Here is a 13,563-nt window from a genome sequence, read left to right as displayed (position 1 = left end):
GTACGCCGGGAGGATGGCACCGCCCGGAATCCCGAACACCACCTCCGCCCCGACCTCCTCAAGAGAACGGATGAGGGACTTCGCGCCCGTGACGTGCTCGGGCGGCCGGGGCCGCGGGGCCGGGCCGGCGGTCTCCACGTCGTGCTGCGCGGGCGGACGTTCCGTGACCTGCTCGATCATCAGCTGTCTTCTCTGTCTGCTCTGTGCGTACGGGGGCGACGGGTGCTGATGCGCGCAGAGGTCACGGGGCGCCGGTGGCCAGGAGCACGTCCAGGGTGTGCAGCGCGCCGTCCGCGCGGGCGGCGGCCGCCGCGTCGTCCGGGTCGCCGCACAAAGCGATGAAGGACGAGGTCAGCTGCTCCTGCGCCTGCTCGATCGCAGCGCTTTCGGTACTCGGGTTCACTGGATTTCCTCCTTGGGGGCCGGGCCGATTTCCGTGGTTTTCGGGGCGGTTCACATGGCGTTGGCGGCGCGCCAGATGTTCACGAATCCCTCGGCGCTCGCCTGCTCGGGGAACGCGGCGTATTCGGTGGTCACCAGGGTCGGGTTCCACTTGTCCTTGTAGGCGAGCTGGGACGATGCGGGGTAGACGACCTGGTTGTCCCACAGGTAATGCATCAGCCATTTGAATCCCAGGCTGTGGCCGGTCACTTCACGGTCCTCGGTAAGGCTGGTGAACGGGGTGAAGCCGAAGTGCAGCCACGGCACGCCTTCGGCGCTGAACGTGTCGATCGCGGCCTTGTTGATCGCTTCCATGACGCCGGCCGGGCTCTCGGGGATGCGCCGGCTCAGGTCGTGCATCCAGCCCGGGTTCGTGCCGTACACGGGCGAGTAGGAGACGTATCCGATGGGCTCGCCGTCGATGTGGCCGACGAACAGGCGGCGGTGCTTCTGCATGGCGCCGCCGGTCTGGCCCACCAGGTACTCCAGCGGCCGGGCGCCCTCGCCCTTCAGCGGCAGCCACCGCCTGTCGATGGCTGTGACGCCGTCCTGCCACTGCTCGTAGTCGGCCTCCACGATGGTGAGACCGGCCCGCAGCGCGCGGGAGATCTTGTTGCGCAGCTGCATGTAGCGGGTGCCGGCCACGGTGAAGGTGCTCAGGTCGACGGCGTAGGAGGCGCCGACCTGGTTAACGGTGTAGCCGTGCCGGGCGTGGATGCGGGCGTCGTGCAGCTGGAGCTGGATCGCGGCGAGCTTGCGGCCCTGGGCGGCGGTGAACTCGGCGAAGGCCTCCATGAGGTCGGTGTAGGACTCCTCGGGGGCGAACGGGCCGCCGAACTGGACGAGGTACTCCCCCGCCGGACGGTAGATCACGATGCCGGGGCGGCCCGGCAGCGTGAAATAGGAGTTTCCCTGGTTGACGGCCAGGAAGGAACTCGGGTTCTCCGCCTGCGAGTATTTCTGAATTGCCTCCAGCGCATAGTCGGCCGAGGCGTTCGACACTTCTTCAAGCGTGCTCTGTGTCACCGTGTTCTCCTTGTCGTCCGATCGCAGGCCGCCCTGTCTCCGCACTGTGGAATCGGCGGTGCCACGCCTCATGATGGGGCGGCCCGTTGCTGCATGCAATGGCGACGGAGCCGCTGTTGGCCATATGTCAGTGCAATGTCAACGACACGTCAGAAATCGTTGTGCGGAACCTGCTTCAACGCGTCAGATTGATGTCAGAGGCCGGTCAGAGTGCCGTGTGACGGTAAGAGAGCTGACATTCAAGAGGAATGCGCGGCGCGGAATGACTGCCCCGCCGCCCCCGAATTCCCTGATCTCGGCATCCTGATCCGTAAACCAGGTGGAGGCAACCCCCAGATGCGTTCTCTCGACATTGCACGCGACACCTGCGAACGTCACCATCCGGGGCTCCTGAAGGCTCTGGACGCGGTGGAGATGCCGGAGCGGGAAGCGGCCGGCAGCCCGGTGCTGGAGATCTTCAAGGAGTACGGGGGCGCGGGCCTGCTGGTGCCCCGGGAGTACGGGGGCGTCGGTGCGGACGCGCTGGACGCCGTGCGGGTCACGCGGGCGCTGGGCTCGTACTCGCCGTCGCTGGCGGCCGCCGCCACCATGCACAACTTCACGGTGGCGATGCTGTTCGCGCTCGCCGACCGGGTGGTGCCGCCGACCGAGGAGCAGAAGGCGCTCCTTTCGCGGGTGGCCCCGGACGGCATGCTGCTCGCCTCGGGCTGGGCGGAGGGCCGTACCCAGCAGGACATCCTGAGCCCGTCGGTGACGGCCGAGGCCGTCGAGGACGGGTTCGTCCTCAACGGCGCGAAGAAGCCGTGCAGCCTCTCGCGTTCCATGGACCTGCTGACGGCCAGCGTCACCCTGCCCGACGCCGACGGCGGCCAGCCGTCGCTGGCGGTGCTGCTGATTCCCGCCGACTCCGAGGGCATTTCCGTCCACCCGTTCTGGGACAGCCCGGTCCTCGCGGCCGCGCAGAGCGAAGAGGTCCGCCTGCACGACGTGCACGTGCCCGAGCACCTCGTCATCCGCGGCACCCCCGACGACCCGAGCCGGCTCGACGACCTGCAGGAAGCCACCTTCGTCTGGTTCGAACTGCTCATCACCTCCGCCTATGTGGGGGCGGCGAGCGCGCTCACCGAGCTGGTCATGCGGCGCGAGCGCGGCACCGTCACCGACCGGGCGGCCCTCGGGATCCAGCTGGAGTCGGCCGTCGGCCTGACCGAGGGCTGCGCCCGGGCGCTGCGCGACGGTGTGGACGGCGAGGAGTCCGTCGCGGCCGCCCTGACCGCCCGCTTCGCGATCCAGAAGTCCCTGGCCGCCGTCTCCGAACAGGCCGTCGAGCTCCTCGGCGGCATCGCCTTCATCAAGTCCCCCGAGGTCGCCTACCTGTCCTCGGCCCTGCACCCGCTCGCCTTCCACCCGCCCGGGCGCACCAGTTCCTCGCCGCACCTCGTGGAGTACTTCAACGGCGGCCCGCTCCAGATCTGACCCCGGCACTCCCCTCAATGGAGCTCAGATGGATCAAGTCAACGCGTTCGAGTCCCCGACCACCACGCGGCTGCACCGCGGCGAATACCTGGTCGGCCTGGGCGTCTCGCTGGTGCTGTTCGCCGCCCACATCGGCGAGGTGCGCTGGCTCCCGGCCGTCCTGCTGTTCGTCTACATCGACCTCATCGGCTACATCCCCGGCGCCATCGCCTACCGGCGCAGCCCCACGAAACAGATACCCAAGGGCTTCTACGTCGCCTACAACACCATGCACAGCCTGATCACCCAGGCCGCGGTCGTCGGCTTGTGGATGTGGGTGAGCGGCCCGGAGTGGGCGCTCCTCGTGATCCCCATCCACCTGTGCGCGGACCGGGGCGTGTTCGGCAACTTCATGAAGCCGTTCGCGCTGCCCTTCGAGCCCGTACCCAACGAGCAGTTCGCCCGGCTCTCCCAGCAGTTGTTCGGCACGGGCGCGACCGGATCGCCGGCCGTGGGCGTGCGGGAGCCGTCGGCTGCGGCCGCGGAGCCGGTGCGATGAGCCCGAAGTCCCTGCTGCCCACCCCGGCTCCGCCCCTGCCCGAGGACGAGGCCGCGCAGCTGCTGCGCGGGGTGTCCCGGCTGCTGCCCACCGGCGTCGCCGTGCTCACCGCCGCGCACCAGGACCTGGTCCACGGCGCCACCGTGTCGACGGCCAGCGTGCTGTCACAGCGGCCGCTGCGGCTCGGCGTCAGCCTGCGCAGCGGATCGCTGATGACCCGGCTCATCCGGCAGAGCGGCTGGTTCGCCGTCAACGTGCTCTCCTCGCGCCAGGCCCTGCTCGCCGACTGGTTCGCCAATCCCCAACGCCCGCCGGGGGCCGGGCAGTTCGACCTGATCCGGTCCCGTACGGACGAAAGCACCGGCATCCCGCTGCTGCGGGACGCACTCGCCCACTTCGTCTGCCGCCTCAGCGACCAGCTGCCGCTGGGATCCAGCGACGACCTCCTGGTGGCGGAGATCGACCGGGCCGGGGCCGGGGCGGGCCGGCCGCTCATCAACTTCAGCGGTGAGCTCCACGACGTCGAGTTCCACGGGGTGCGGCGCAGGCAGGGCTGGCGCGCGGACGCCACGACCACTCTCGAATGATGCAGACCCACGCAAAGGAAGCGAGCCCCATGACCATGTCCATACCGCCCGAGACCGACTGGGAGCAGGCTCCCGGGCTGCTCGACGGCGCCATGAACCTGGACCTCACCGCGCAGCAGTGCGACCTCGCGTACTGGTTCCGCGGTGTGGCGCAGGGCACGCTGAAGGGACGCACCGAGACCGGGCACACCGCGGACGAGCCCACCCCCGAGCACATGCGCGTGGACGGCCCGCTGCGGGACGCCCAGATGCTGGAGCTGGGCTGCCGCTCGGTCGCCGAGGAGCAGGGCACCCGGGCGCTGGCCCACTACGTGGTGGGCGCCACCAACGTCGCCGAGATGGACTTCTTCGCCACCCAGCTGATGGACGAGGCCCGCCACTCGATGGTGTTCCGCAACCACCTCGTCGAGATGGGCGTACCGGCCGAGGACCTGCACACCACCATCGCCGGGCTCTCGGCCGGCTACCGCGAGGAGGTCCTGGACCCGATCCTCGACTTCGCGGTCCGCGCGCTGCGGGACGAGGGCGACTTCATCGGCGCGGTCGCCGTCTTCACCATCATCATCGAGGGCGTCCTGGCGCCCGCCGCCGAACTGAGCGAACGCAAGTGGAACCTGCTCGACCCGGCGGCCAGCGCGATCGCGCGCGGCGCCGCGATCGACGAGATCCGCCATCTGACGGTGGGCAGCTCCATCGTGCGCGAGCACCTGCGGGCCCACCCCGAGTACCACGCACGGCTGATGGACATCGTCCGGCGCGGCCGCAAGCTGTGGGACGAGATCCCGGACAGGAAATACATCATGGTCCGCGAGCACCTCTTCCAGGAGGGCATGCACCAGCACGCCGGCCTGCTGGCCGACTACGAAGTGTGGCCCGGCAAGCGCCTGTTGGAGACCGGGCCCGAGGAGCGCTACGCGATGGCCGAGGCCTGGACCGACAAGATGGCCGCGGCGCGCCTGGCGTACATGGGCCTGCCCGAGGCCGTCGACATCCTCCGGCTGACCTGACCCACACCCCCACCTTCCCCCCACACACCTGTCCCGGCCGCGGCTCCCCCACACCGCGGCCGGGGCACCCCCGCTGTCCTCCCGCAGGAGACCCCATGGCCGGCACACCAGCGCGCGCACAGGGCGAGAGCTTCCAGCGCACGCTCACCACCCCGAAGATCGTGTTCATCATCATCGCCGCTGCCGCCCCGCTGGCCGCGATGGTGTTCACCGTCCCCCTGTCCTTCGCCATCGGCACCGGTGCGGGTGTCCCGGCCATGTTCGTCTTCGCCGGCCTGACGCTGCTGTGCTTCTCCGCGGGGTACGCGGCGATCGCCCGGCGGATCAGCAACATGGGCGGCTTCTACACGCACATCGCGCACGGCCTGGGCCGCCCGGTGGCGGCCGGGTCCGGGCTCCTCGCGGTGCTCGCCTACAACGCGGCGACCGTCGGCGTGCTCGGCGCGTTCGCCTACTTCGCGCAGAGCGTGGCCGCCACCCACGGCCTGCACCTGCCCTGGGAGCTGTGGGCGTTCGTCGGCATGCTGGTGATCGGTGTGCTCGGCTACCGCGAGGCGGAGCTCAGCGCCCGGCTGCTGTCGGTGTGCATGGTGTGCGAGATCGCGATCCTGTTCGCGCTCGACGTCGCCATCTTCTTCCACCACGGCACGGGTGCCGTCCCGTTGACGTCGTTCGCCCCCCACCACGTCTTCGCGCCCGGCCTCGGCGTCTCCGTGATGTTCGGGTTCGCCTCGTTCCTCGGCTTCGAGTCGGCGGCGCTGTACGGCGAGGAGGCCAAGGCCCCGCACAAGAGCGTGCCGCGGGCCACCGTGATCGCCGTCCTGGTGGTCGCCTCCTTCTACGCCCTGACCAGCTGGGTCGCGGTCGGCGCGATCGGTCCGGGCAAGGTGCGCGACCAGGCCGCGGGCCACCTCGGCGACCTGTTCTTCCTGCTCAGCGACAGCTACCTGGGGCACGTCGCCACCGTCACCATGCAAGTGCTGCTGTGCACCAGCCTGTTCGCCGCGTGGCTGGCCCTGCACAACGCCGCCAACCGGTACATGTACGCGCTCGGCCGTGACCGGCTGCTGCCGGGCTGGCTCCACAAGGTGCACCCCAGGCACGGCTCGGTGCACCGCAGCAGCGCGGTGCAGACCGTGTTCAGCGCCGTGGTGGTGGCCGCGTTCGCGGCGGCCGGCCTGGACCCGTACGTGAACATGTCGACCAGCATGCTGGGCCTGGGAACGCTCGGCATCATCCTGCTGCAGGCCCTCGCCTCGGTGGCGGTGGTGGGCTACTTCCGGCGCCGCCGCGAAGCGCGCTGGCAGACCACGGTGGCGCCCGCCCTCGGCGCGCTGGGACTGATCGTCGCGGCCGTCCTGGTCACGTCGAACTTCGACGTGCTGACCGGCACCACCAACCCGGTGGTCACCGCGCTGCCCTGGCTGCTGTTCGCGGTGACCGGCGCCGGTGTCGCGTTCGCCTGGTGGCTGCGCTCGGCCCGGCCGCGCCGGTACGTGCGCCTGGGCGGCGTCAGCGCCAAGGCGGCACAGCCGGCACCGCGCAGGGCGCCCGAGCCGCCGGCCGCGGCCCCCGCCGTGGATCCCTCCAGTCTCTCCTCAACAGCTCGGTGATCTGGTCGGCGCACCGGGAAGCCGCGCAGCGAAAGGACCAGCCCTGATGGCACACGACGCCGAAGAGCACGTGGACATACCCTTCGGTCCCGAAGACACTCCGTGGCAGAAGACCTTCAGCGGCCTGCGGGTCGTGGGTGGACTGCCGAACGTCTCCCCGCCCTCGGGCGACCCCCGCGCGGCCTACATCACGGTGCCCGAGGTGCCGTACGCCAAGGTGCAACTGCCGCCCGGGGGCCTGGATGCCGAGCAGTACGCCGAAGCCGAGGCCCTCTTCCGGGCCCACATCGACACCCAGACCCACCACTTCGCCGGCTACCAGGTCACCAGCGACCTGGACTACCAGGAACGGCTCGCCCACTACCTCAACCGGCACCTCAACAACGTCGGCGACCCCTACCAGTCGAGCTCGTACACCCTGAACTCCAAGGTCCTGGAGCGCGCGGTCCTCGACTACTTCGCCTCGCTGTGGAACGCGAAGTGGCCGCACAACGCCGAGGACCCCGACTCGTACTGGGGCTACCTGCTGACCATGGGCTCCAGCGAGGGCAACCTCTACGGCCTGTGGAACGCCCGGGACTACCTGTCGGGCAAGGTGCGGCGCCAGCAGGCCCCCGGATCGGGCACGCTGACGTACGAGCAGGCCCCGCGCTGCGAGGGGCAGAGCCCGCACGCCTTCCACCCCGTCGCGTTCTTCTCCGAGGACACCCACTACTCGCTGACCAAGGCGGTGCGCGCCCTGGCCATCGACACCTTCCACACCATCGGCACCGCCCGCTACCCCGACGACAACCCGCTCGACCCCGGCGCGCCCTGGCCGGCGGAGGTGCCCTCCACCCCGGACGGCGCCATCGACATCGGCCAACTCGCCGTCCTGGTGCGGTTCTTCGCGAGCAAGGGCTATCCGATCCTGGTCAGCCTGAACTACGGCTCCACGTTCAAGGGCGCCTACGACGACGTCGAGGCCGTGGCCCGCACCGTCCGCGACATCTGCACCGAGTACGGCCTGGACAACCGGCGGGTCCACCGCGAACGCGGCAACGAGAGCGACTACGACGAGCGGTCGGGCTACTGGCTGCACATCGACGGGGCGCTGGGCGCCGGTTACGCCCCCTACCTGGAGATGGCCCGCGACGCCGGCATGGTCGACGAGGCCCCGCCGGTGTTCGACTTCCGGCTCGCCGACGTGCACTCGCTGACGATGAGCGGCCACAAGTGGATGGGTACGCCGTGGGCCTGCGGGGTGTTCATGACCCGCACCGGTCTGCAGATGACGCCGCCCAAGTCCTCGGAGTACATCGGGGCCGCCGACACCACGTTCGCGGGCTCCCGCAACGGGTTCTCGGCGCTCCTGATGTGGGACTACCTGGCCCGGCACTCCTACGACGACCAGGCTCGCCTCGCCGCGGACTGCGACCGCCTCGCCGGCTACGCGCACGACCGGCTGCTCACCCTGCAGGACCAGCTCGGCCGGCCGTTGTGGGTGGCCCGCAGCCCGCAGGCGCTGACCGTGCGCTTCCGCCAGCCCCGCGCGGACATCGTGCGGCGCTACTCGCTGGCCTGCGAGACGGTCCAGGTCGACGGGGTGCCCCGGACGTACGTCCATCTCTATGCCATGCGGCACCTCACCCGCGAGCTGGTCGACGACCTCATCTTCGACCTGCGCCAGCCCGGCGCGTTCCCCTCCGCCCCGGCCCCGGCTCCGGTGGACGCCGCGACGCGCGACCAGCTGAACCGGCTGATGGAGTCGATGATCGAGTCGCCGGTGCCGTAGCCGGGCGCCACCGCAACCGATCGCTTTCCCAGTCCTCAGGGGCCGGCCGCTGCACCGGCCGGCCCCTGAGACCATTAACCCCCTTTCTTTTTCCGTACCGGTGCGTACCAATTCGACTCATCGTTTTGTTTTTTCGGAAGCACGGGTTTCCGTTGACATCCATATCTCCCCCCTCATACGGTCGCATCCAGCCGCCATTGCCGCCGCGTGCGGCAGGACTGTGCTCGACAAGGCCGAGTTCTGCAGGCCGAGTTCAGCAAGGCCGAGTGTTCTACAAGAGAAAAACGAGGGAGGGAGAGCCCGGTGGACAAGGGAGAAATCGTCCTGTGGTCCCGGAACTGCGCGGCCATTCATGAGGCACCCCGCGCGGCGACACCCTGCCGCCCCGGCCCGGCCACCACCCGTACGACCAGGGCATCGCGCCCCGCAGGACACCGGAGTTGCCTGACCCGGGCAACCGCCCTCCGCCGCTGCTGCCGCACCCCGCGATGAACGCACAGGGGCCGGCGGCCCGCACGGAGCAGGAAATCACGCAAGGGCCGGACCGTACGGCGATTGCGGATCCCGACGACGAATTCATCGAATTGGTCAGGGTCCACGCGGATGCGGTGCATGTTTTCCTGCACCGGATCTCCGGTTCTGCGCGGGTCGCCGACACCGCCGGGCGAGACGTATTCCTTGAGGCCCGTGCGACGCTGCGCACGCATTGTGCGGGAAAGCAGCCCAGCCCGCTCCCGCGGCCCTGGCTGATGACGCTCGCCCTGAAACGGTGGCACGCGCTGGCCTCCCCGTCCGCCGTGGCCGGGGCGGTCGGCCAGGACGCCGAGGGGCAGCTGTGCGCGGCGCTGGCCGGGCTGCCGGAGAAGATCCGTACGGCGGTGGTGCTCCGGCACGTCGTACAGCTGAGTTACGCGGAGGCGGCCCACGTCCAGGGCTGTCCGGCGGGCAGCGTCAAGGCACAGGTGTCCCGCGGCCTGAGCGAGCTCCGCCGGCGCCTGGCCGCCGCCGCGGACGGCCCGCGCGACTCGCTCCCGTCCTTCCCCGAGCCGGTCCGCGCGCTGCCGCTCCTCGGCGCGGCCGTGCGGACGGACTTCGCCGCCCAGACCCTGGAGCAGGCCGGCATCCCCAGCTCCGGCTACGACAGCTACGTACGCGAACAGGCCCCCGCGGGCGGCCTGTTCGTGGCGTTCGGCCGGGGGGCGGTGACGGGCACCGCCCTGCACACCCGCAGAGTCACGGCCGAGGTGTTCGAGGCGACGCACCGCGCGCGCACCGGGCGCTCCGCGATCCGCACGTCGCTCTCCCCCGCCGGGCTGCACACGCTGCTGCGGACCGGGACGGTGCGGGACCTGCGGGTCGACCTGCCCGGGCTCGGCCCGCACGAGCGGGCCGTCCTTGAGGCCGTGCGCGCCATCCCCAACGGGCAGCTGCGGCCGGTGAGTTGGATCGCCCGCACGGCGCGGCTGCCGGCGGGCGGGGCGAGCGCCACGGTGCTGGGGGCGCTGGCGCGCAACCCCCTTCCCGTCCTCGTCCCGTGCCACCGGGCGACCCACGACTGCGGGACGCCCTGCGACGCCTCCTACCCCTCCCACACCGGCGACATCCTGCGCGCCGCCGAAGGGATGGACCTGCCGCGGCTCGACGGACTCACCCGGCGCGGTGTGCGCTTCGTGGGCAGCACGGCCACCCGCACGTACTGCCATCCGACGTGCCCGCGCGGCGAGGGCCGCACCGAGCACCAGGTGTTCTTCAGCGGCGCCGGGCAGGCGCGCGGCGCCGGCTTCGCGCCCTGCCCGGGCTGCACCCCCGTCGCGGCCGCCCGCCAGGAGGCGTGAGGTGAGAATCCGTGCCCGGCGGCCCGGCGCGCCCGCCCTGGTCCACATCTCGGTCCGGCCGAGCGCCGTCGGGCCGCTGACGCTCGCCGTGGCCGGCCGCACGCTGGTCTACTGCGGGTTCGCCCCGCCGGTCGCGGTGCGGCGCCGCATGGCCCGCGCCGCGCCCGAGTGGTGCGGGCAGATCCTGCACAGCGCGGTCACCACCGAGGCCCTGGAGGAGGTCGGGGCCCAGCTGGCGGCGTATCTGGGCGGCCGGTCACGGGAGTTCTCGCTCCCCCTCGACCTGCGCCTGGCCCCCCTCTTCACGCGGGAGGCCGTCACCGCCCTGGGCAGCCTCGTCCCGTACGGGCGGACCGCGACCTACGGCGAGCTGGCGGCCGCCCTGGGGCGGCCCTCGGCGGCCCGGGCCGTGGGCACCGCGCTGGGGGCGAACCCGCTGTGCGTGGTCCTGCCGTGCCACCGCATCGTCGGCTCCACGGGACGGCTCACCGGCTACGCGGGCGGACTGCGGGCGAAGCAGTACCTCCTCGACCTGGAGGGCAGGCCACTGGCGCGAGGTGTACGGGCAGCTCCTGATGCCCGTTGGAGATGAAGGACGACTGGGGCCTGAGCCCGTCCGGCGCGACGGCCAGGGTCAGGCCGGGGAAGCGTGCGAAGAGGCGGGAGAGCCCGATCTCGGCCTCCATGCGGGCCAGTTGGGCGCCCAGGCAGTAGTGGGTGCCGTGCCCGAAGGAGAGGTGGTCACGCCGGGTGGGCCGGGTGACGTCGAAGCGGTGGGCCTCGGGCCCGTGCCACTGAGGGTCCCGGCCGGCCGCGGCATACGACACCATGATCGCGTCCCCCTTCCTGATCAGCGTGTCGCCCACCGAGATGTCCTCGACCGCGTACCGCAGCACGGAATGGGCTCCGGGCGCATCGAGCCGCAGCGCCTCCTCCACGGCGTCGGCCCACCGCGCCTCGCCCTTTCGCAGCCGGTCGAGCTCACCGGGACGGGAAAGCAGCGCGGCCACCGCATTGTCGATCAGATTGACCGTGGTCTCATATCCCGCGGTGTACAGGAGAATGAGATTGTCGATCAGTTCCTTCTCACTGAGCGCGGCCCCGTCGTCGGTGCGCACCGCGATCAGCAGGCTGGTCAGATCCTCGCCCGGCGCGAGGCGTTTTTCTGCCACGAGATCGGCCATCGTCGCATAGAGCAACCGCACATTGTCCTGCGCTTCGTCTTGTGTGATGGCGGTGGAGAAGAACGTCTTGATGATGCGGTGCAGCGTCCCGTGAAGGTGCCCGGGGATTCCGAAGAGTTCGCTCATGACCGCCATCGGCAAGGGGTGGGCGAACCGTTCGCGCAGGTCGACCGCCTCGCCTGCGGGAAGCGCCGCCAGCTCGTCGAGCAGGCCCTCGGCGAGCTCCGCCACCCGGGGCCGCAAAGCCGTAACTCCCCGTGTGGTGAAGGCAGTTGCCACCGGCTTGCGCAGCCGGGTGTGCTCCTCGCCGTAGGCGGTGACCATGTTCTGCACCGACACCCAGATCGCGAGCGGCCACTCGGGCCCCACCTCGCCGGACCGCCACGCATTCCAGTGCTGGTAGGCGTCCTTGGAAACCCGTGGATCGACGAGCAGCTTACGGATCTCCTCGTACGAGGTGACGGACCAAACCTTCACCCCGCCGGGCAGTTCGACTTCGGCCACCGGACCCCGCTCCCGTATCCGGGCGATCTCCGCGTGAATGTCCTGGCCGGACGCATCGATGACAATCGGGCAGCGCGAAGCCCCCGTGGGTACCGAAACCATTTCTCCCCCATCTGCATCGGACACCACCAACACCCTGTGGGGACCGTGCAGCACAAGGCAACCCTCCCTGCATAAAGGGAGCTTGGGTGCAGCTTGCGGAGGAATGATGAATACCGCCCGGCATTTTGCCCGTCCCGCATCCCGTCGGCGAATTCCTCCCCATCGGATGTTCAATGTTTCAGATAGAACCTCAAATCCGGTCCATGCGACGCCAAAATCCGGAATCCTGCTCTCCGATCTGTTTCACTGTGACAAACCGCACTGGCGGTAGCTTTCTTGACGAAAGGTCAGCCGCTTGAGCGGGCCGGCCGGGATCGATCAGTCCCGGGCCCGCGGCTGTCGGAAGCACTACCCCTCTTCACTACTCGGTGGTACCGTATAGCTGCGGTACTCGGTAGCACGCAGTACCGAGGGGCTGAGGAGGGATCACGATGGACGACCTGACGGAGATGCTGAAGGGCACGCTCGAAGGGTGCGTGCTCGAAATCATCGGCAGGGAGGAGACCTACGGCTACGCCATCACCCGTCAGCTGAACGAGCTCGGCTTCACCGACGTCATCGAGGGGACGGTGTACACCATCCTGCTGCGACTGGAGAGGAACGGACTCGTCCAGGTGACGAGACGACCGTCCGGGGTCGGTCCGCCGCGCAAGTTCTACGCGCTCAACGGCACCGGACGCGAGGAACTCACGAAGTTCTGGGCGAAATGGCAGTACGTCTCAACACGCATCGACAGGCTCAAGGAGGGCGGGAGATGAACTTCTGGGAGACCATCACGGGCAGCGATCTCACCAGGGAATGGAAAGCGTTCGAAGCCCGCGCCGAGGCCCTGCCCGGCGACCACCGGGCGGCGTGGGAACAGATCAAGGGCCACCTCCTTCCCCACGGGGACTTCACCGGCCGCAACCTGACGCCGATCGTCGACGCCGCCCTGGGGCTGCTCGAAGAAGCGGCGGCGGACGGACAGAGCGCCCACGAGGTGCTCGGCGACGACATCCGAGGCTTCTGCACGGCACTGGCCGGCGGCGAAGGGGCCCGGACCTATCGCGACCGGTGGCGCGAGCAGTTGAACAGGAACGTCGCAAGGAAACTGGGCCGGCTGGGAGGCTGACATGAGCATCCAGGACATCATCGAGGGCAAGAAGCAGTGGCGGGCGCACACGGCCCGGGTCAAGGCGCTCCCGCCGGACTACCGGATCGTCTACAAGGAGATGCAGAGGTACCTGTTCAAGGTCGGCCCGGTCGACCTGCCTGACGGACCCCTACTCCCCGGCATCGTCGACTTCTTCGAGGAGGGCGCCGCCGCCGGCAAGGGGGTCCTCGAACTCATCGGCAACGACGTCGCCGCTTTCTGCGACGACCTGGTCAAGGACTCCCCCACCTACGCGGACGCCTACCAGGAATCCCTCAGGAGGGAACCCGGCACGGCCGAGAAGTAGCACCGGCCGCCCCGTGCCGCGGGCGCAGCCGACCGGC

General features: G+C 70.1%; 15 protein-coding genes. 11 read left to right on the top strand and 4 right to left on the bottom strand.

All coding sequences use genetic code 11. The features are described from left to right. The 3 genes from ADK54_RS41480 to ADK54_RS41475 all read right to left on the bottom strand — a co-directional run. A partial coding sequence (locus tag ADK54_RS41480; protein ID WP_053731042.1) for a hypothetical protein occupies window positions 1-180 on the bottom strand: 180 nt, incomplete at its 3' end. A 61-nt stretch (window positions 181-241) separates the two neighbouring features. Then, window positions 242-403 (bottom strand): hypothetical protein, encoded by a 162-nt coding sequence (locus tag ADK54_RS46555; protein ID WP_159048058.1) that lies wholly within the window; start codon window positions 401-403, stop codon window positions 242-244. Window positions 404-453: 50 nt separating this feature from the next. After that, complete coding sequence (locus tag ADK54_RS41475) at window positions 454-1,467, bottom strand: DUF2156 domain-containing protein (RefSeq protein ID WP_234392429.1); 1,014 nt, start codon at window positions 1,465-1,467, stop codon at window positions 454-456. 336 nt (window positions 1,468-1,803) lie between these two features. On the opposite strand from ADK54_RS41475, the gene ADK54_RS41470 reads away from it, so the two are divergent. The 8 genes from ADK54_RS41470 (at window position 1,804) to ADK54_RS41435 (ending at window position 10,889) form a co-directional block, all read left to right on the top strand. Beyond that, window positions 1,804-2,943 (top strand): acyl-CoA dehydrogenase family protein, encoded by a 1,140-nt coding sequence (locus ADK54_RS41470; protein WP_053731040.1) that lies wholly within the window; start codon window positions 1,804-1,806, stop codon window positions 2,941-2,943. Between the two features lie 28 nt (window positions 2,944-2,971). Beyond that, window positions 2,972-3,481 (top strand): hypothetical protein, encoded by a 510-nt coding sequence (locus ADK54_RS41465; protein WP_053731039.1) that lies wholly within the window; start codon window positions 2,972-2,974, stop codon window positions 3,479-3,481. Further along, on the top strand, window positions 3,478-4,068 hold the full coding sequence (locus tag ADK54_RS41460; RefSeq protein WP_053731038.1) for a flavin reductase family protein: 591 nt from the start codon (window positions 3,478-3,480) through the stop codon (window positions 4,066-4,068). Before ADK54_RS41465 ends, ADK54_RS41460 begins: the two co-directional genes overlap by 4 nt. Before the next feature lie 29 nt (window positions 4,069-4,097). Continuing rightward, entirely contained in the window at window positions 4,098-5,075 is a 978-nt protein-coding gene (locus ADK54_RS41455; protein ID WP_053731037.1) for a VlmB-like protein, read from the top strand. A gap of 95 nt (window positions 5,076-5,170) precedes the next feature. Further along, window positions 5,171-6,688, top strand: coding sequence for an APC family permease (locus tag ADK54_RS41450; RefSeq protein ID WP_053731036.1), 1,518 nt, complete (start codon window positions 5,171-5,173; stop codon window positions 6,686-6,688). A 46-nt stretch (window positions 6,689-6,734) separates the two neighbouring features. After that, window positions 6,735-8,462, top strand: a complete 1,728-nt coding sequence (locus tag ADK54_RS41445) for a pyridoxal-dependent decarboxylase (protein ID WP_078967054.1) — start codon at window positions 6,735-6,737, stop codon at window positions 8,460-8,462. A gap of 440 nt (window positions 8,463-8,902) precedes the next feature. After that, window positions 8,903-10,297, top strand: a complete 1,395-nt coding sequence (locus ADK54_RS48110) for an MGMT family protein (protein WP_234392428.1) — start codon at window positions 8,903-8,905, stop codon at window positions 10,295-10,297. A 1-nt stretch (window position 10,298) separates the two neighbouring features. Further along, window positions 10,299-10,889 carry a methylated-DNA--[protein]-cysteine S-methyltransferase gene (locus ADK54_RS41435; protein ID WP_063802174.1) on the top strand — a complete coding sequence of 197 codons (591 nt, stop codon included), beginning with the start codon at window positions 10,299-10,301 and terminating at the stop codon, window positions 10,887-10,889. Here the strand turns inward: ADK54_RS41435 and ADK54_RS41430 are convergent. Beyond that, the gene (locus ADK54_RS41430) at window positions 10,783-12,087 is read right to left on the bottom strand and encodes a cytochrome P450 family protein (RefSeq protein ID WP_053731035.1); all 1,305 of its coding nucleotides are present in this window, start codon (window positions 12,085-12,087) and stop codon (window positions 10,783-10,785) included. The two genes, ADK54_RS41435 and ADK54_RS41430, sit on opposite strands and share 107 nt — an antisense overlap. Window positions 12,088-12,518: 431 nt before the next feature. Between ADK54_RS41430 and ADK54_RS41425 the strand changes: the two genes are divergently transcribed. From ADK54_RS41425 to ADK54_RS41415, 3 genes are read left to right on the top strand one after another with little or no spacing between them, the layout of a single operon-like run. Continuing rightward, window positions 12,519-12,845, top strand: a complete 327-nt coding sequence (locus ADK54_RS41425; protein WP_053731034.1) for a PadR family transcriptional regulator — start codon at window positions 12,519-12,521, stop codon at window positions 12,843-12,845. Further along, window positions 12,842-13,198, top strand: a complete 357-nt coding sequence (locus ADK54_RS41420) for a DUF1048 domain-containing protein (RefSeq protein WP_053731033.1) — start codon at window positions 12,842-12,844, stop codon at window positions 13,196-13,198. The genes ADK54_RS41425 and ADK54_RS41420 overlap by 4 nt, the downstream gene beginning before the upstream one ends. A gap of 1 nt (window position 13,199) precedes the next feature. Beyond that, complete coding sequence (locus ADK54_RS41415; protein WP_053731032.1) at window positions 13,200-13,526, top strand: DUF1048 domain-containing protein; 327 nt, start codon at window positions 13,200-13,202, stop codon at window positions 13,524-13,526. Window positions 13,527-13,563 lie beyond the last annotated feature (37 nt).

Source organism: Streptomyces sp. WM6378, assembly GCF_001279695.1.
Lineage (GTDB): Bacteria > Actinomycetota > Actinomycetes > Streptomycetales > Streptomycetaceae > Streptomyces.
The sequence above is the reverse complement of the archived record's forward strand: the minus strand, read 5'-3'. Positions and strand labels throughout refer to the sequence as shown.

Bases quoted from the DNA above. Each gene is read 5' to 3' on its own strand.
- ADK54_RS41470 (WP_053731040.1), top strand. From the start codon at position 1,804: ATGCGTTCTCTCGACATTGCACGCGACACCTGCGAACGTCACCATCCG.
- ADK54_RS41465 (WP_053731039.1), top strand. From the start codon at position 2,972: ATGGATCAAGTCAACGCGTTCGAGTCCCCGACCACCACGCGGCTGCAC.
- ADK54_RS41460 (WP_053731038.1), top strand. From the start codon at position 3,478: ATGAGCCCGAAGTCCCTGCTGCCCACCCCGGCTCCGCCCCTGCCCGAG.
- ADK54_RS41455 (WP_053731037.1), top strand. From the start codon at position 4,098: ATGACCATGTCCATACCGCCCGAGACCGACTGGGAGCAGGCTCCCGGG.
- ADK54_RS41450 (WP_053731036.1), top strand. From the start codon at position 5,171: ATGGCCGGCACACCAGCGCGCGCACAGGGCGAGAGCTTCCAGCGCACG.
- ADK54_RS41445 (WP_078967054.1), top strand. From the start codon at position 6,735: ATGGCACACGACGCCGAAGAGCACGTGGACATACCCTTCGGTCCCGAA.
- ADK54_RS41430 (WP_053731035.1), bottom strand. From the start codon at position 12,087: ATGGTTTCGGTACCCACGGGGGCTTCGCGCTGCCCGATTGTCATCGAT.
- ADK54_RS41425 (WP_053731034.1), top strand. From the start codon at position 12,519: ATGGACGACCTGACGGAGATGCTGAAGGGCACGCTCGAAGGGTGCGTG.
- ADK54_RS41420 (WP_053731033.1), top strand. From the start codon at position 12,842: ATGAACTTCTGGGAGACCATCACGGGCAGCGATCTCACCAGGGAATGG.
- ADK54_RS41415 (WP_053731032.1), top strand. From the start codon at position 13,200: ATGAGCATCCAGGACATCATCGAGGGCAAGAAGCAGTGGCGGGCGCAC.